The sequence below is a fragment of the Caballeronia sp. GAWG1-1 genome (genome assembly GCF_023631465.1).
Taxonomy (GTDB): Bacteria; Pseudomonadota; Gammaproteobacteria; order Burkholderiales; family Burkholderiaceae; genus Caballeronia.
The window spans coordinates 223,287-239,217 of record NZ_JALQDB010000028.1 but is presented as its reverse complement, the minus strand read 5'-3'; the positions used below and the strand labels follow the sequence as shown (position 1 = coordinate 239,217).

The 15,931-nt window shown below is 62.4% G+C and carries 17 protein-coding genes; 13 read left to right on the top strand and 4 right to left on the bottom strand.

The window, feature by feature from the left end; genetic code table 11:
* Positions 1–7: 7 nt before the first annotated feature.
* Complete coding sequence (gene zwf / locus NCT03_RS17445) at positions 8–1,588, bottom strand: glucose-6-phosphate dehydrogenase (RefSeq protein WP_250493268.1); 1,581 nt, start codon at positions 1,586–1,588, stop codon at positions 8–10.
* A 221-nt stretch (positions 1,589–1,809) separates the two neighbouring features.
* On the opposite strand from zwf, the gene NCT03_RS17440 reads away from it, so the two are divergent.
* The 6 genes from NCT03_RS17440 (at position 1,810) to NCT03_RS17415 (ending at position 6,258) form a co-directional block, all read left to right on the top strand.
* Positions 1,810–2,652 (top strand): arylamine N-acetyltransferase family protein, encoded by an 843-nt coding sequence (locus NCT03_RS17440; RefSeq protein WP_250466790.1) that lies wholly within the window; start codon positions 1,810–1,812, stop codon positions 2,650–2,652.
* 50 nt (positions 2,653–2,702) lie between these two features.
* Positions 2,703–4,406, top strand: coding sequence for a peptidoglycan D,D-transpeptidase FtsI family protein (locus NCT03_RS17435; RefSeq protein ID WP_250466788.1), 1,704 nt, complete (start codon positions 2,703–2,705; stop codon positions 4,404–4,406).
* A gap of 124 nt (positions 4,407–4,530) precedes the next feature.
* A complete protein-coding gene (locus NCT03_RS17430) occupies positions 4,531–4,863 on the top strand; it encodes a hypothetical protein (RefSeq protein ID WP_250493267.1) in 333 nt (110 codons plus the stop codon).
* A gap of 6 nt (positions 4,864–4,869) precedes the next feature.
* Positions 4,870–5,139: a hypothetical protein gene (locus NCT03_RS17425; protein WP_250493266.1), complete on the top strand. Its 270-nt coding sequence runs from the start codon at positions 4,870–4,872 to the stop codon at positions 5,137–5,139.
* 336 nt (positions 5,140–5,475) lie between these two features.
* Complete coding sequence (locus NCT03_RS17420) at positions 5,476–5,784, top strand: hypothetical protein (protein ID WP_244828399.1); 309 nt, start codon at positions 5,476–5,478, stop codon at positions 5,782–5,784.
* Positions 5,785–5,946: 162 nt separating this feature from the next.
* On the top strand, positions 5,947–6,258 hold the full coding sequence (locus NCT03_RS17415) for a beta-xylosidase (protein ID WP_250493265.1): 312 nt from the start codon (positions 5,947–5,949) through the stop codon (positions 6,256–6,258).
* A gap of 63 nt (positions 6,259–6,321) precedes the next feature.
* Here the strand turns inward: NCT03_RS17415 and NCT03_RS17410 are convergent, their stop codons facing one another.
* Together NCT03_RS17410 and NCT03_RS17405 are read right to left on the bottom strand one after the other, a co-directional pair.
* Positions 6,322–7,230, bottom strand: coding sequence for a formate/nitrite transporter family protein (locus tag NCT03_RS17410; protein WP_244828402.1), 909 nt, complete (start codon positions 7,228–7,230; stop codon positions 6,322–6,324).
* Positions 7,231–7,329: 99 nt separating this feature from the next.
* Positions 7,330–8,361 (bottom strand): HoxN/HupN/NixA family nickel/cobalt transporter, encoded by a 1,032-nt coding sequence (locus NCT03_RS17405; protein ID WP_250493356.1) that lies wholly within the window; start codon positions 8,359–8,361, stop codon positions 7,330–7,332.
* A 302-nt stretch (positions 8,362–8,663) separates the two neighbouring features.
* Between NCT03_RS17405 and NCT03_RS17400 the strand changes: the two genes are divergently transcribed.
* From NCT03_RS17400 to NCT03_RS17370, 7 genes are all read left to right on the top strand, one after another.
* Entirely contained in the window at positions 8,664–9,758 is a 1,095-nt protein-coding gene (locus NCT03_RS17400) for a fatty acid desaturase (protein ID WP_250493264.1), read from the top strand.
* Between the two features lie 62 nt (positions 9,759–9,820).
* A complete protein-coding gene (locus tag NCT03_RS17395; protein ID WP_250493263.1) occupies positions 9,821–10,636 on the top strand; it encodes a phosphate/phosphite/phosphonate ABC transporter substrate-binding protein in 816 nt (271 codons plus the stop codon).
* A 134-nt stretch (positions 10,637–10,770) separates the two neighbouring features.
* The gene (locus NCT03_RS17390; RefSeq protein ID WP_250493262.1) at positions 10,771–11,766 is read left to right on the top strand and encodes a luciferase-like monooxygenase; all 996 of its coding nucleotides are present in this window, start codon (positions 10,771–10,773) and stop codon (positions 11,764–11,766) included.
* Positions 11,767–11,978: 212 nt separating this feature from the next.
* Positions 11,979–12,230: a hypothetical protein gene (locus NCT03_RS17385; RefSeq protein WP_370652151.1), complete on the top strand. Its 252-nt coding sequence runs from the start codon at positions 11,979–11,981 to the stop codon at positions 12,228–12,230.
* Positions 12,231–12,631: 401 nt separating this feature from the next.
* Positions 12,632–12,961, top strand: coding sequence for an H-NS family nucleoid-associated regulatory protein (locus tag NCT03_RS17380; RefSeq protein WP_244828406.1), 330 nt, complete (start codon positions 12,632–12,634; stop codon positions 12,959–12,961).
* A gap of 647 nt (positions 12,962–13,608) precedes the next feature.
* Positions 13,609–14,013 (top strand): helix-turn-helix domain-containing protein, encoded by a 405-nt coding sequence (locus NCT03_RS17375; RefSeq protein ID WP_244828407.1) that lies wholly within the window; start codon positions 13,609–13,611, stop codon positions 14,011–14,013.
* 34 nt (positions 14,014–14,047) lie between these two features.
* Positions 14,048–14,647 (top strand): hypothetical protein, encoded by a 600-nt coding sequence (locus NCT03_RS17370; RefSeq protein ID WP_244828408.1) that lies wholly within the window; start codon positions 14,048–14,050, stop codon positions 14,645–14,647.
* Between the two features lie 192 nt (positions 14,648–14,839).
* Here the strand turns inward: NCT03_RS17370 and rhaS are convergent, their stop codons facing one another.
* On the bottom strand, positions 14,840–15,853 hold the full coding sequence (rhaS, locus tag NCT03_RS17365; protein ID WP_244828410.1) for a rhamnose ABC transporter substrate-binding protein: 1,014 nt from the start codon (positions 15,851–15,853) through the stop codon (positions 14,840–14,842).
* Between the last annotated feature and the right edge of the window lie 78 nt (positions 15,854–15,931).

Sequence of the window (15,931 nt, the reverse complement as noted above, 5' to 3'; positions counted from 1 at the left end):
CCCTTGATTAATCGGTTTTCTTGATGGTGTCGGTAAGCGAGCGCCACGCGCGGCCATCGGCTGCGAGCAGCTTGTCGGATGCCTCGGGCCCCGCGCTACCGGCCGGATACCCGTGCACCTCGACCTCGCCGTCATGCGGATGCAGTACGTCGTCCACCGCGGCCCATGCCGTCTCGATGCTGTCCGCGCGCTGAAACAGCGTCTCGTCGCCGAGCATGCAGTCGTAGAGCAGCGTTTCGTAACCGACGTTGGCGCGCTCCGCGAAGAAATCGCCGTAATTGAACGCCGAGCGCACCGCGCCGATCTGCATGATCGGTCCCGGCACCTTCACGTTGAAGTCGAAACTCGTGCCGTGCGCCGGATCGATACGCAGCGTGAAGACGTTGGGCGTGAGTTCATCGACGGGCGTGTCGCGGAACAGGCGAAACGGCACGGCCTTGAGATAGATCGAAATCTCCGTGCGGCGCTCGGTCAAGCGCTTGCCGGTGCGCAAGTAAAACGGCACGCCCGCCCAGCGCCAGTTGTCCACATAGACGCGCGCCGCGGCATAGGTTTCGGTGCGGCTGTCTTTCGCGACGCCGTCTTCTTCCTTGTAACCTTTGCCCGCTGGACCGGCCTCGTACTGGCCGAATACGACGTCTTTAGGATGCAGCGGCACGATTGCATCGAACACCTCGGCTTTCTTGTCGCGCACGGTTTCGGCGTCGAAGGAATTGGGCGGCTCCATTGCCACCATGCCGAGCAACTGGAACAGATGGTTCGGCAGCATGTCGCGAAATGCGCCGGTCTGTTCGTAGAAGCTGCCGCGCCCTTCCACTCCGATGGTTTCCGCCGCCGTGATCTGCACGTGATCGATGTACTCGCGCCGCCACATCGGCTCGAACATGGCGTTGGCGAAGCGCACGGCGAGAATGCTCTGCACCGTGTCCTTGCCGAGAAAATGATCGATGCGATAAACCTGCGACTCCGACGCATACGAAAGAATGCAGCGATTGAGCTCCTGCGCCGTGGCCAGGTCGGTACCGAACGGCTTCTCGATGACGAGGCGGCGGAAGTTGCCGTCCTTCTCTACCAGCAGGCCCGCGCTGCCGAGATGCTCGACGATAGGCCCGAAGAACCGCGAGCTCACCGCCAGATAGAACACGACGTTGCCGCCCTTGGCCTTTGCGAGCCGGCTTTTGAGGCGCTCGAAGGTTTCGTCTTCGGTGAATTCGCCCGCGAAGTATTCGAGCCGCTCGGTGACCCAGCTCCACGCTTTTTCGTTGAGTTGCGACGTGTGGAACGTGCTCGCTTTGTCGGCGGCGAACTTGCGTAGCGACTGCGTCAGCTCATCGCGCCAGTCGGCGGTTTCGCGCTCGCCATGATTGACGCCGATGATCTGCATGCCGTCGTCGAGCAAGCCATCCGATGCGAGGTTGTAGAGCGCGGGCATCAGGAGCCGCTTGGTGAGATCGCCGCCCGCGCCGAAGATGACCAGCGTGCACGGCGGCGCGGGATGCTTGCCGGCAAGCGGCGTGGCCTGTTCCGGCTTTTGCCCGCTCAATTGCGTTGGATTCGATTGCTGTGCTTCGTTGTTCTCGTTCGGCATGACTCGTTTGCCCCTTGATCGTTTTGTGCAGTACTCAGGACAGACCCCGAGCGACGCGGCACAGTTCAAAAGCTTGCAGTGCTTTGCGGTAGAAGCAATAAAGACGTATGGTTTTTGTAATTCGCAACCTTACGTGTCGTAAAATATGCGCGCCAGCGGCGTGGGTACGGGCGGTGCGGGGCATGCGTCATCATCAACCATCAATGCGACACGGACCTCACATGAATGCCGACGATACCAAGATCGACCTGCCCGCCTATTACAAACGCATCGGCTACGAACAAACGCAGCATACGGCGGCCACGCTCGAAACACTGCGCGCCCTGCATGCGCTGCACCCGCAAGCCATCCCGTTCGAAAATCTCGATGTCCTGCTCGGCCGTCCCGTTCGCCTAGATCTTGCGTCGGTTCAGCGCAAGCTCGTGACCAATGCGCGCGGCGGCTATTGCTACGAACACAATCTGCTGTTCCGCAGGGTACTAGAAGCGCTCGGTTTTCGCGCGCGAGGTTACGCGGGACGTGTACTGTGGGGCCGCGACGATCCCGCCATGCCGCCGCGTGCCCACATGCTGCTGATCGTCGATCTCGACGAAGGTCCCTTCCTCACGGATGTCGGTTTCGGCGGCATGACGCTCTCCGCGCCGCTCGCGCTCAAGTCCGGGCTTGAACAGATCACGCCGCATGGCGCGTTCCGGCTCGACGGCATCGAAACCGGAACCATGCTGCCGGGCTACATTTTGAACGCCTATATCGACGGCGACTGGAAGCCGGTCTATCGCTTCGACCTCGATCCGCAATATGACGTCGACTACGAGATGTCGAACCATTTCGTGTCGACTTACCCGAGTTCCGTCTTCGTGAACAACCTGCTCGCGGCACGTCTTGCGCCCGGCAAGCGTTACGGGCTTTTCAACCGGCGCCTGAGCGTGCACGACGACCGCGAAGGCACCAGTCATCGCGAACTGAAGACGATAGAAGAACTAAGGCGTGTGCTGTCGGACGAGTTCGCCATTCGTCTGCCGGACGCCGCCGATCTCGATGGCGCGCTCGCGCGGCTTCCGTAACGCATCGAGCGCAACGCCGATCCCACTCCCAGCACACGCACGAGACCACGATGCTCAAGAAAAAGACGCGCGGCGGCAGCGATTTTCAGACTCATCATCGCAGTACGATGCTCGCGCGGCAGTTGCCCGCGTGGCGTTCGCAACTCGTGGTGATCGGCCTTGCCGCAGCTTTTTTCGCGCTCGCCGGACGAGCGGCGTGGGTGCAGGTGGTCGACCGCGAGTTCTATATCGGCGAAGGTCAGAAGCGCTATCAGCGCACGCTCTCCTTGCAGGCGACGCGCGGCAAGATAGTGGACCGTCACGGCGCCATGCTCGCCGTCAGCCTGTCGACGTATGAAGTCTGGGCAAGCCCGAAACTCTTCGACGGCACGCGCGGCGACGACATCGCCCAACTGCTCGGCATGCCCGCGCGCGATTTGCAAAGACGCGTCGAAACCGGCCGCAGCTTTGTATTGCTCAGGCGGCAAGTGGAGGCCGAGACAGCGGAGAAGATCGCGCAGATCGGGCGCGCGGGCATCACGCTCGTGCCGGACACCAAGCGCTTTTATCCGGAAGGCGAATCGGCGGCGCATATCGTCGGCTTCACCGACAACGAGGACAACGGTCAGGAAGGCGTCGAACTCGCGGCGAACGCGCGTCTGACAGGCGAAGCGGGTCAGCGCGAAGTGATTCGCGACAGGCTCGGGCGCGTGATCTCGCAGATCGGCGAGCCCGACTTGCCGCAAAACGGCGAGACCATTGCGCTCACCATCGACCGGCGCATTCAGCAGCTCGCACATACGCATCTGAAGGCGGCAATTGCGAAGCATCGGGCGCGCGCGGGCAGTGTCGTCGTGCTCGACGCCAAGACCGGCGAAGTGCTCGCGCTCGCCAACTATCCGACCTTCGATCCGAACGACCGCAGCCATTTGACCGGAGAGCAACTGCGCAATCGCGCGCTCACCGATACCTTCGAGCCCGGCTCCACCATCAAGCCGCTGGTCGCCGCGTTGTCCATCGACCTCGGCAAGACGCGGCCGGAGACGCGCATCGATACGTCGCCCGGCACGCTCAAGATCGGCCCGAACGTGATCCACGATACGTCGAATCACGGCGTCATCACCGTGTCGGAGGCGGTGCAGATGTCGAGCAACGTCGCGCTCACGAAGCTCGCGCTGCAGATTCCCGCGCAGACCATCTGGGACAAGTACCGCGATTACGGCATCGGCCGCGCGCCGGAGCTGACTTTTCCGGGTGCGGCGGTCGGCAGGTTGCGCGCGCCCGAGCGCTGGAAGCCGATCGAGCAGGCGACCATGGCTTATGGCTACGGCATGTCGCTGTCGCTCGTGCAGATTGCGCAGATCTATACGGCCTATGCTGGCGACGGGCGCTTTCACGCAGCCACGCTGATTCAGGGCGAAACGCGCCGCGACCCGTTGCAGGTCACGAAGCCCGCCACCGCGAAGGCCGTGCGCAACATGCTGGAAATGGCGATGGGCCCGAACGGCACCGGCCGCGCCGCCGCGGTCGAAGGCTATCGCGTGGGCGGCAAGACCGGTACGGCGAGAAAGCAGATCGGGCGGTCGTATGCGGCGAACAAGTATCGCGCGTCGTTCGTCGGCATCGCGCCGATGAGCGATCCACGCGTGATCGTCGCGGTAATGATCGACGAGCCGTCGGGCACGACGTATTACGGCGGGACAGTGGCGGGGCCGGTGTTCTCTGGCATCGTCGGCGCGACGTTGCCATTGCTGGGCGTGCCGCCGGATGCTTGAGCGGGCGCGCACTTTGCTGCCAAATCATCGAGCGCGAACCTTGCCGCATGTCCGCCTTATCGAACTGTAAAGGCCCTGTGCTCTAATGCGGGTTCGCAGAGAACAACGGTCATTCGGGAGACTCATGAAGAAATATGTCGCGGCGCTAGCGCTGCCTTTGCTCATTACCGCGTGCGGCCGTTTCCATAATGCCGATGCCGGGCAACCCGAAGTCGAAGCAGCATCCACGGATAACCGGGTCGGCGAAATCGTCCAGTGCATCACCGACGAAGCAAAGAAGCACGACACCAAATACAAGTCGACGCCAATCCCGCAAGGCACCATGCTCGAATTCGGCGATTCGAACGTCGTCAAGGTCCGCTACGACAACGGCGAGACCACGTACCGCTTTTATCCCGGCGAGCGCCACGCATCGAATCTTTGGATCGAAGGCGCTGGCAAAAAGTGCGCGCCCTGAGTTCAAATGCGCTCGACCAAAGCCATCAACGCCGTCGAACGGCTTAAAACGCGTAGCGGCAACGCGCACTATGCGGCCGTCTCCATGCCCGGCGGCTACTTCTATCTGGTCGAACGATCGGCGGAAGGCTCGCGCAAGATCTCCGAGCCAATGCCAATGGACGATTTCGTCACCTTCGTCAACGCGCGCGAGCCCGGCAAGCCGCGCAAGGTCAGCAAGCTCGACGAGGCGCTCGAAGCGCAGATCAGCCGCAGCGGCAAGCGCGCGTCCGAGTAGCAGTTTCGTCTTCGCGGGTAGTCCCGCATCCTTCCGAATCTCATCAGCCCTTTGCGGGGCGCAGCGCACATAGCGCCGCACCGCGCCTGCTTGAATGTGCGATGCCAGACGGAGCGCCGCCTCGCCGTTTGCGACTATTTTTTCAACGATTCGCAAGGCGTTGACATGGGGATGTCGTCGCCGCACGAGTCGTGAAAACAAAGACGAGTAAGGGGCGCTCACGACGGTTCGACCAGAGCCGGCGTGGGTGATCGGGGTACGGGGTGAAGCGGCTACGGCGTAGCGCGACGATGAGCGATTTCATCGGGCGCTTGCCTGCCGAGAGGAAGACCACAAATGAAAAAAAAGAAAAGTGAGACCAAGGGCAGTCTCTTGCCCTCGGCCATGGCGGATCTCGAACTTCAGCATATCGAGCGCGCAGTCGCGCAGCTTCGCACGATGAACAACCAGTCTTCCGGCACGCTCAACGTCGACTATTGGCGCGAGCGGCTTGCGGCGGTATCGGCGGGATTCGCGCTCGTGCCGGCGCAGAAGCAGCGCATCGAAGCGCTTTCGACGGCGCTCGATTCCGTGAGCAGCAAAGGGCCGAGCGGCCCGGGAAGCCGCAAGAAATCCACGAACAGGCTATGGGCGAAAGCGGCCTAAAAACCGCTTTCGCCACTCGCGCCGGGCGGCGCGAAATTCCGCGCTTCGGCGCGCGCTATTGTCATATCCGTTCGCGCGAAAGCTGCGCGAGGGGTTCCCGGTGCTCACTGCCGGGCATCGTTCCTGCTCGATGAAAGGTCATCGATTCATACAGGGAACGCCATGTCCAACACATCACACCGCACCTCGAAGATGGTCGCTGCTATCGTTGCCATCGGCACGACGGTGTTCAGCCCTTACGGCTTTGCGCAGATCGTCCAGGGCTCCGGCTCCGACTCGCAAGACAGTCGCGCCTCGGATTCGACTTCGCGTGCGAATCCGGCGGGCGTGACGGTGCATGAGTCGCAAAAGCCGCAATCGAAGGATGCGGCGGGCGCGGCGCGAGGCCCCAGCGCCGGCAAGGATCACAAGACCGATGGCGCGGGCGGGTTCAACAACGGTCTATACGGCACGGGAGCTGGCAACAATAAATAAGGCGTGTGGTCGGATAGCGACCAGGGCGTTGCCGGTTATCCAGCGCCCTGTGCCGCCTATCCGTTACTTCTCGCCTTGCGGCGTTCCCTCGATTTCCGGCGCAATGGCCGCGTGATTCACGATCGCCACGAGCGATATCCCGCCGAGCATATTGCCGATCACGGTCGGAATCATAAAGACCAGAAAGTAATCGCCGATACTCGCCGCGCCGATCATCACCGCATAGGCCGCTTCCACCGATCCCGCGATCACGTGCGTCAGCTTGCTCACGGCAACCGTGTAAGTGACGATCAAAATGGTCAGCAGCCGCGCCGAGCGCGCGCTCGGCAGCAGCCAGACCATCAACGCGATCAGCCATCCTGAAAACACGCCGCGCACGAGCGTCACGCCGAAGTCGGCGGAAAACGGCATCTCGGCGACGTGGGCGAGCGCTTCGGTGACTTCCGGCGAGAAGACGCCCTTGATCTGCAGAATGCCCGCGAAAATTGCCGTGCCGACAAGGTTGAAGACGAGCACGATCGCCCAAAGCCGCAGTGTCTTGAACAGCGTCTTCATATCGCGGCGCGTGAGCACCGGCAACACAGCGGTCAGCGTGCTCTCGGTGAACAACTGCTGGCGTCCGAGCACGACGAACACGAAACCGATCGTATAGCCGAAGCTCGATACGAGCGAACGCCAACTCGTCTCCGGTAACGAGCTTTCGAGAATCGCCTGGACGAGAAACGAGAAACCCATCGAAAGGCCGGCGGCAAGCGCCGACCACATCAGCGCGCCGAAGGTCCGCTCCATCGCCGCCTCGCCTTCTTCGCGGACGATTTCATGAACGACGAGCGCATGCGGCGTCGAATGCTCGGCCGCCTGTTCACGCTCGGCGTTATCGAGGTTGGGCGACTGTGCGCCAGCGGAACTTTCCTTGGGAGAAGCTTCGGTGGATGTTTCTTCTTGCTGCGCGCCGGGTTTCGGCTGTGACATGTTTTTCTCCCTGAAAGCCGCTCGATGCAGGGATCGGATGAGCGGCGGCGAAGCTTTCAAGCAGAAAGAATGCCCGACGAGTCAGTTTGAAGACATTTTCTAGCGGACGATGCCGCCATCGAGCGAATCATAGCCGCGCCACTTGTAGATCAGCGCTGAGATAAGCCAGCACGCGGCGAAGAGACCGACGATTGCATAACCGAGCGCGCCGAAGTGTTCGGAAAGCACGGCGACCGCGTCCCACAGTCCGCCCTTCAGTTGCAACCGGTCCGCGATCAACCCGAGCGCTTCGATGCCGCCTATCAGCACCGCGATCAGCACCGACACCAACGTGACCGTGAGGTTGTAGTAGAGCTTGCGGATCGGCTTCATGAAAGCCCAGCCATAGGCGCCGACCATGAGCATGCTGTCGGCGGTATCGATGAGCGACATGCCCGCGGTGAAAAGCACCGGAAACACGAGGATCGACCACACCGGCATGCCGCGCGCGGCTTCCGCGGCGGCGATACCCATGAGGCCGATCTCGGTCGCTGTGTCGAAACCGAGTCCGAAGAGAAAGCCGAGCGGATACATATGCCAGCTTCGGCTGATGAGGCGGAAAAGCGGCCGGGCGATGCGCGCGATCGGTCCGCCGCCCGCCATCAGCAGATCGGCGTCGTCGTCGCGCCATGCTTCGCCGCGACGCACGCGCCTGAATGCGCGCCAGACGCCGCGCAGCACGAACAGATTCATCGCCGCGATGGCGAAGAGAAAAAGCACGGAGACGGACGTCCCGATCACCCCGCCGATCTCACGATACTGCGCAAAGCGGCCCTGCACGGCGAACGCGGTCGCGGCAATGAGCGCGCTCGCCACCACGACGACCGTCGAATGGCCGAGCGAGAAGAAGATGCCGACGCCAAGCGGACGCTTACCCTGCTGCATCATTTTGCGCGTGACGTTATCGATGGCGGCGATGTGATCGGCATCCACGGCATGGCGCAGTCCGAGCGAATACGCCAGCAGCGACGTGCCGAGCAGCACCGGATAGTGCCGGAACGCGACGAGCGCCCAGAGCCACGCGAGCACATTGAAGACGATGAGCCCGGCAAACATGCGCGTCGACTTGCGTCGCAGACTGAAAGCGCCCATTCGCCCGGCAGTCTCGATGCCCGCGCTGTGACTCGGGTTGGCGTCTCTGTCGTGAAATCGGGACATGTCGGTGGATTTGGGGCCACAAAGGGTCAAAGGATACCGCGCTTCGATGGGCGGCCAATAATCGGCGCGGCCACTCCCGCGCGTTCGGCGCGTTCACCGGCAATCACGTGACCTGCCGCATATATGACTTTTTGCCTATTCCTATTCGCTGAGCGGGGAAAACATAGGCGGATTCATTGGTTGGGCGCATCGAAGCGCGCAGCTAGGATGGCACTTCGCTTATCCCGACTTTCGCCATGCCCCGCTATCTCGACGACGCGCAACGCGAGCAACTCCAGGAACAACGCGCGACGTGGCGCTGGCGCAGCGCGTGGCCGACGTGGCTCGTGATCGTCGCGGTGTACAGCGGCTGGTTCGGCGTGGCGCTCCATGCGCGCACGCTCGGCTTGCCGGTCACGCTCACGCTGCTCGCGGTGCTCTCGTGCTGGTACATGTCGCTGCAGCACGAACTGCTGCATGGACATCCCACGCGCTGGCCGCTCGTCAACATGCTTTTCGGCCTGGCGCCGCTCGCCGTGTGGTTTCCGTATGCGGTGTATCGCGACTCGCATCTGCGTCATCACGACGACGCGCATCTGACCGAGCCCGGCCGCGACCCGGAAAGCTATTACGTCACGCCGGAGCAGTGGGCCAATGCGGGCGTCGTATTGCGCGCGGCCCTCGCTGCCCGCAATACGTTCTTGGGCCGCGTGCTGATCGGTCCATGGTTCTCGATCGCCGCCTCGTGGCGCGAAGCCGCGCAGGCGGTCGCGCTAGGTCAATGGCGGATCGTCGCGAGCTGGCTCGTGCACGCAGCGTCGCTTGCCGCGCTTGCATGGTGGCTCGATGCCCGTTGCGGCATTCCGTGGCGCGCGTTTCTGTTCGGCGTCGGCTATGCATCGCTGGCGCTGGCTTCGGTGCGATCGTTTCAGGAGCATCGCGCGGAAGGCGATGCCCGCGAACGCACCGTTCTGAACGAGGCCGCGTGGCCTTGGCGACTGCTGTTTCTGAACAACAATTATCATTCGGTGCATCACGACTTGCCCGGCGTGCCGTGGTTTGCGCTGGGCGCGGTGTATCGGCAGCGGCGCGAAGCGTACGGCGCGAGCAATGGCGGATTCGTCGTGCGCGGGTACGGCGAGTGGATCAAAAAGCATGCGTTCGCGCGCGCGGTTTCACCGGTGCATCCGTTCGCGGGCGGGACGCGCGCGCCGGTGGAATGGATCGCCGATACCGCCGTCACGACGCGCACGAACGCGATGCAACGCGGCGCGGCCAAGCGCTTCGGGCAGCCGGTGCTCGTCAGGGCTGCGGCGTCCACGCGTGATTCGCGCTCGGCGAAGGTTTCGTAGATCGGCTTGCGGCCGAGCCGCCCTGTACGATAGAGCGCTCTCGCTTCTCGCAAAGCTCGCCCATGCAATGGATCACCGCCCTTCCGATGTACAACGTCACGCCCGCGCTGGCTGCCGACTGGCGCGCGCTGCTGACGGACGTGAAAGCGCGGGTGACAGACTGGCTGGACGAACGCGCTGATACGCTCGACATCGTCGATCCGGGCGGGGATCTCACCACTTTCTGGCAACGCGACGATCTGCTCTTGTCGCAAACCTGCGGTTATCCGCTCGTTCACGCGCTCGAAGGCCGCGTGCAACTCGTCGCCACGCCCAATTTCGATGTCCCCGGCTGCGCGAACGGCAGCTATCGCAGCGTGATCGTCGCCGGAAAGCACACGCAAGCGACGACGCTCGCCGACTGTCGCGGCCTCAGAGCCATCTACAACAGCGACGACTCCAACAGCGGCATGAACTTACTGCGTCACGCGGTCGCGCCGCTGGCCCGCGAGGGCCGCTTCTTCGCTTCGGTCGAGCGAAGCGGCGGGCATCTGGCTTCGCTTCAAGCGCTCGCGACGGACCGAAGCGCGGATGTCGCCGCCATCGACTGCGTGACCTTTGCTTACGTGCGCGAACATGTGCCGGAACTAGCCGAAGGCGTCAGGGAAATCGGCGTGACGGCGAGTTCGCCCGCGCTGCCTTTCATCGCTTCGAAGCGGGTTCCGCGAGACGGCATCGAGCAGCTCGCCGCCGCGCTCGCGGATTCCGTACGCGACCATCCCGCGCTTGCGCAACGGCTGCGGCTCGACGGCTTCGTGCGCCCCACGCGCGCCGACTACGCGCCGATTCTCGACCTCGAACGCGATGCCATCGCGCAAGGCTATCCGCGGCTCGCCTGATCGCTTCGGCAAGAATCCCGCACATTCGGCACAATCGACTTTTAAACGCGAGGCATCGGCGCGGCTTGTCCGCCAGCCGGGCCTGAACGCTGACGGCCACGCTTCTCGCCGTCCCACGCATCCGGAACGTCGCAATGATCCCCTTCTCGCTTCTCGACCTCTCACCGATTCCGCTCGGCTCGACCGCCTCCGACGCCTTCGCGCATTCGCTCGACCTCGCCCGTCACGCGGAAAGCTGGGGCTATAACCGCTACTGGCTCGCCGAGCATCACAACATGACGGGCATTGCCAGCGCGGCGACGGCGGTCGTGATCGGCCATATCGCGGCGGGCACCAAGACCATTCGCGTCGGCTCGGGCGGCATCATGCTGCCGAATCACGCGCCGCTCGTCATCGCCGAACAGTTCGGCACGCTCGCGTCGCTGTTTCCGGGACGTATCGACTTGGGCCTCGGACGCGCGCCCGGCACCGACCAGACCACGGCTCGCGCGCTGCGTCGCGACTTGCAAGGCAGCGCCGATTCCTTCCCTGACGATGTCGTCGAACTGCAGCGTTTTTTCGCCGATCCCGTCGAGGGACAACGCGTGCGCGCAGTGCCCGGCGCCGGTCTTCATGTGCCCATCTGGCTGCTCGGCTCGTCGCTCTTCAGCGCGCAACTGGCGGCGGCGCTCGGGCTGCCGTTCGCGTTCGCGTCGCATTTCGCGCCGGATTATCTGCTGACCGCGCTGGAGGTGTATCGCACGCAGTTCCGGCCATCGGCGACGCTCAAGAAGCCTCACGCGATGGTCGGCGTGAACGTCTTCGCCGCTGATACCGTCGATGAAGCCCTCTTTCTATTTACCTCGCTGCAGCAGCAGTTCATCAATTTGCGGCGCGGCACGCCCGGCCAGTTGCCGCCGCCCGTCGACCAGATCGCGTGGAGCGAGGGCGAGCGCGCAGGCGTCGAGCGGTCGCTCGCGTGTTCGGTGGTCGGCGCGCGTGCGGATGTCGAAGCGGGTTTGCGCTCGGTGATCGAGCAGACTCAGGCCGACGAGTTGATCGTCACGGCGCAGATCTTCGATCATCGGGCGCGTCTGCGCTCGTTCGAGATCACGGCGGAAGTACGCGATTCGATTGCCGCCGGCGGTTGAATCGGCGCAACGACGAAGGCCGCACGACATTCGGGAAAGCCCCTACGCTTTACGCGCGCGCTTTTGACAGGCAATAATGAGACAGGCGGGGCGCGTGCGCGCTTCGCATCTGCTTATTCGCCGTGTCGGCCTTCGTCGTGCGCCCGAAATTCGTGCATGAGAGAGGAGGCGCGGCAAGACAACAACAAATACGTCGCAAGACGGGAGGAAGAATGTCGATGCCGAAAAGCGCCGCCACGGGCGCCATGACGCTCCTGACGGAATACGATGAATCGAGCGGCCAGGAAGTGCGTTCGCTGCGTCTTGAACCCGCATCCGACGGCAAGGCTGTTCTGCTGATCGAGATCGACGAGCGCAAGCCGGGTATTCATCGTGAAGTTCGTTATGAAATTACGCCCGCCGAACTGATTGCGGCAATTCGCGCGCACGGTGCGGAATTGCCGGGTGAACAACATAGTCGTTAAAACAATTTAATAGTTGGCGCAAGCAGCATACAATAGCGTTCAGGCGACGCATCAGCCGTTCGGGAAACCGGGCGGTTAGAGTGTCGCTTTCCCGCAGTTCGTAGCCTCCCGACGTGACCTCCCGCGCGCACTATAGTCGTGCGTCCGTCATGGCGATTCCCGCACGAGCCAATGTCCGAAGCCGGTATTACTGTTATATAGCCGACACAGCGGGGACATTAATCGGTGTGGGCGGCGCGTGTGATGGGATAAGCGCGGTCTGCGGTAAATACACTAATTGACGCACGTTTCACTGTGCGTCACGCTGGATAAAACATATCAAACCTAGTCATCGAGCCGCCCCGGTCCGCGCGGGGCATCGGTTCGTCTTTCGCAAATCAAAAAGCTGAATCAGGAAAGCCGTGGACGAAAGAAAGCGAGACAGCATCATCGCGTATTTACGCAGCCGGATGGTCGAGTTCGGCATTACGGAAGGCGCGCTGGCCGAAGCATTGGCCGACGCGCCAGCGGCCGAACCGCCGCCTACCTTTACCAAGACCAACGGCGCCAACGGTACGGCGAAGCCAGCTCGGGCCATGCCGCAATTGCCGTCACTGCCGCAATCCGGAGACGGCGCAGCGCCGATTTTCCGTAACGCCAGCGGCGATACGTGGGACGGCCTGGGCGACATGCCCGAATGGCTGAAGCGCGCCGTGCATGCCGGTCAGGATATCGAGTTTTATCGCGTGTAACGCCCTTCCTCGTTTCCCCGCCTTTCGGATACGCATGCACGGTGGCCAATAAACGCCATCATTATGCGTAGTCATTAAGCGCGATTCGTAAGGCATGGGCGTTTCGCCTTCGTCATTCTCACCTCAGGCCATGCAAGCGGAATGCTCCGCGTGCTTCTGCGCGCGCCGTTTTTTCGCAAAGACGGCGTGGTTAATCGCGCCCGCATTTGCCGACCGGCCGTGCACATTCGAAACGCACACGCATGCAATTGCGCGGCTCGGTGCGTGCGAAGCCTCGCGCATAGGCAATTCATCGCGAATAATCAAGCCTAAAAAATTTCGACGATGGTTCCCTTTCGCGGCGGAAAACGTTTATTGGTGGTGACCAGTACCCGGCTTTCCTGAAAGCGCCGCCGTTTCGCGAACACTTCATCGTTACATCCAGCACACCGTTAGTACACCGCAAGTACGCCGAACAGGTCCCGCAGTCTTTGCTCGACAGGGGGAACGCATGAACGCTTACCGACGCCTCGCGCGCCACGATACCGAAACCGAAACTGATTGGCAGCTGCATCGACAGACGAGGAAGCGGAGCACGCGCTCAGACCTCGCCTTGCATCGCGGCTGACGTATAGCGTCCGCGAAACGCGTATCGAACGAGGAGCGCCATGTTGCCCCGGCCCACTACCCTGCCGAGCGTCGAGCGGCGCATGACAGCCGGGCGCATGTTGCTCGAAGGGGCATCGGTGCAGGCCGTGGCGGAGCATCTGCATCTGTCCTTGCAGACGGTGAAGCGTTACAAGGCAATCGTGTCCGATGGCGGGCTCGACGAGCTCGCGAAAATGGGCGTGGGCGGACGGGTATCGGTGCTGGACCGCGAGGCGCTCGAATGGATCGCGGCCGCCTTGCAGGGCCCGGCGCGCGTGCATGGTTTTGCGAGCGACGCGTGGACCAACTCGCGTCTGCGCGAACTGATCGAGCGGCGCTTCGGCGTGCGTTATTCGCGCGTCTATGTGTGGCAGATCGCGACCAATCTCGGGCTTGGGCATCTGCTGTCGAAGTCGCGACGCTGATGCCGGTGATGTTCACATATCAAAGGAGATGACCATGCTTCGAACTTCGCGTCGTGCAGGCAGTTCATGGATCGGATGCGCACTCGTCGCGCTTGCTTGTGGCTCGGCTTTGCCGGCTGCGGCGCAGGATGCCGCGTCGGAACCGCAAGCGCGAGCCGGGGCGGCGGTGGCGCAAGTGCAGGCGCATGTGGTTGGCATCGACCCGGTGACGAACAGCGTCGCGCTAAAAGGGCCGGCGGGGCGCGTCGTGGAAGTTGCCGTCAATCCGCAGGTCGCCGATGTCAAGAAGCTCAAGATAGGCGACACGGTGAACATCGAGTATCGCAACGCCGTGCTGATGCGCGCGGTCAAGGCGAAGCCGGGTGCGATTCGTGAGCGCGTCGACACGCAAGCGACTGTTCCGGCGACGAACGGCGTGACGGCGCAGGCGCGAACGGTGGAGATACTGGCGACGATTCAGCACATCGACAAGAAAAAGCGCGAGATCACGCTACGCGGCCCGACCCACACGGTGACGCTTGCGGTCGCGCCGGACTTATCGCTTGACGGCTTGAAGTCCGGAGATATGGTGCATGCGCAATTCGAATCGGCGACGGCCATTCAAGTGCTCAGGGACGGGCAGCCCTTACGCTGATCTTGACGCGCAATCGCCACGCTCCGGAAAGCCTTTGTGGATCAATGCGTTGGATGGGTCACGCAGCGGCTATCCACAGGGCTTTCAACAGAAACTGTGGATAGTTTCGTGGATGACCCATTTTGCATACGCGAATAAAAAAGCCCCGCGACCGCGGGGCCAACCTCTCAGATTCCCGCTACCCTTTCGACCTCAGAAATTGAAGTTATCGATATTCGCCGAATCGAACGTCGTAGGCGGCCCGAGAATCACTTCCCCGCTCTTTCCCACGGTCCGCTTGCCCAGCTTGCCGGCTTCGAACGAATCGCCTTCCTTGCCCGTGATCGTGCCCGACGCAAGACTGGCCGCCGCGTACGCCGCGAGATAACCCAACTGACCCGGGTCCCACAACTGGAACGCCTTGACCGTGCCGTTCTTCACGAACGCGCGCATCTGGTTCGGCGTGCCGAGACCCGTCACCGTGACCTTGCCCTTGGCTGGCGAACTCGAGATATAACGCGCCGCCGCCGCGATGCCCACCGATGTCGGCGCCACGATTCCCTTCAGGTTCGGATAAGCCTGCAACAGGCCCTGCGTCTCCACGAATGATTTTTGATCGTCATCGTTGCCGTAGGCGATCTTCACGAGTTTGATCTTCGAATACTCCGGCTTCTTCAGTTCGTCCTGCATCCATTTGATCCAGGTGTTTTGATTGGTCGCGTTGGGCGTCGCGGAGAGAATCGCGAATTCGCCTTCACCGCCAATCAGCTTCGACAGCAACTGGATCTGTCCACGTCCGATCGCTTCCGATTCGGCCTGATTCACGAAAATTTGCCGTCCGTCGGGCGCGGTGTCCGAGTCGAAAGTCACGACCTTGATGCCCTGCGACATCGCTTTTTTCAGATACGGCACGACCGCGTTGGCGTCGTTGGCGGCGATCACGATGGCGTTCTGCCGCTGCGTGATCAACGTGTTGATATAGCTCACCTGTGACGACGCGCCCGCATCCGACGGGCCGACGACCTTGCCATCGCCCTTGAACTCCTTGATCGCGGCCATGCCGCCGTCATCGGCAATGACTTCGTACGGGTTATTGATCTGCTTGGGCAGGAAAGCGATCTTCAGCCCGCTCTTCAGCTCGGCGGCGCTTGCGGCAAGCGCCACGGTGGCGGCCAGCAAAGCCGCCGCGAGCACCGGCCCGCGTGAGAATCGATACGGTTTTTTCATGTATGTCTCCTGTCATTGCGCGCAAGTTTTGCCCTTGGACAAACCGTTGCGCTGGTTATCAACGTTCTTCAATTCACC

Excerpts from the sequence above, each read along its gene's own strand:
- NCT03_RS17375 (WP_244828407.1), top strand. The coding sequence starts at position 13,609 with ATGTTGCCCCGGCCCACTACCCTGCCGAGCGTCGAGCGGCGCATGACA.
- NCT03_RS17395 (WP_250493263.1), top strand. The coding sequence starts at position 9,821 with ATGCAATGGATCACCGCCCTTCCGATGTACAACGTCACGCCCGCGCTG.
- NCT03_RS17370 (WP_244828408.1), top strand. The coding sequence starts at position 14,048 with ATGCTTCGAACTTCGCGTCGTGCAGGCAGTTCATGGATCGGATGCGCA.
- rhaS (WP_244828410.1), bottom strand. The coding sequence starts at position 15,853 with ATGAAAAAACCGTATCGATTCTCACGCGGGCCGGTGCTCGCGGCGGCT.
- zwf (WP_250493268.1), bottom strand. The coding sequence starts at position 1,588 with ATGCCGAACGAGAACAACGAAGCACAGCAATCGAATCCAACGCAATTG.
- NCT03_RS17415 (WP_250493265.1), top strand. The coding sequence starts at position 5,947 with ATGTCCAACACATCACACCGCACCTCGAAGATGGTCGCTGCTATCGTT.
- NCT03_RS17400 (WP_250493264.1), top strand. The coding sequence starts at position 8,664 with ATGCCCCGCTATCTCGACGACGCGCAACGCGAGCAACTCCAGGAACAA.
- NCT03_RS17435 (WP_250466788.1), top strand. The coding sequence starts at position 2,703 with ATGCTCAAGAAAAAGACGCGCGGCGGCAGCGATTTTCAGACTCATCAT.
- NCT03_RS17430 (WP_250493267.1), top strand. The coding sequence starts at position 4,531 with ATGAAGAAATATGTCGCGGCGCTAGCGCTGCCTTTGCTCATTACCGCG.
- NCT03_RS17385 (WP_370652151.1), top strand. The coding sequence starts at position 11,979 with ATGTCGATGCCGAAAAGCGCCGCCACGGGCGCCATGACGCTCCTGACG.
- NCT03_RS17420 (WP_244828399.1), top strand. The coding sequence starts at position 5,476 with ATGAAAAAAAAGAAAAGTGAGACCAAGGGCAGTCTCTTGCCCTCGGCC.
- NCT03_RS17425 (WP_250493266.1), top strand. The coding sequence starts at position 4,870 with ATGCGCTCGACCAAAGCCATCAACGCCGTCGAACGGCTTAAAACGCGT.
- NCT03_RS17405 (WP_250493356.1), bottom strand. The coding sequence starts at position 8,361 with ATGGGCGCTTTCAGTCTGCGACGCAAGTCGACGCGCATGTTTGCCGGG.
- NCT03_RS17410 (WP_244828402.1), bottom strand. The coding sequence starts at position 7,230 with ATGTCACAGCCGAAACCCGGCGCGCAGCAAGAAGAAACATCCACCGAA.
- NCT03_RS17440 (WP_250466790.1), top strand. The coding sequence starts at position 1,810 with ATGAATGCCGACGATACCAAGATCGACCTGCCCGCCTATTACAAACGC.
- NCT03_RS17390 (WP_250493262.1), top strand. The coding sequence starts at position 10,771 with ATGATCCCCTTCTCGCTTCTCGACCTCTCACCGATTCCGCTCGGCTCG.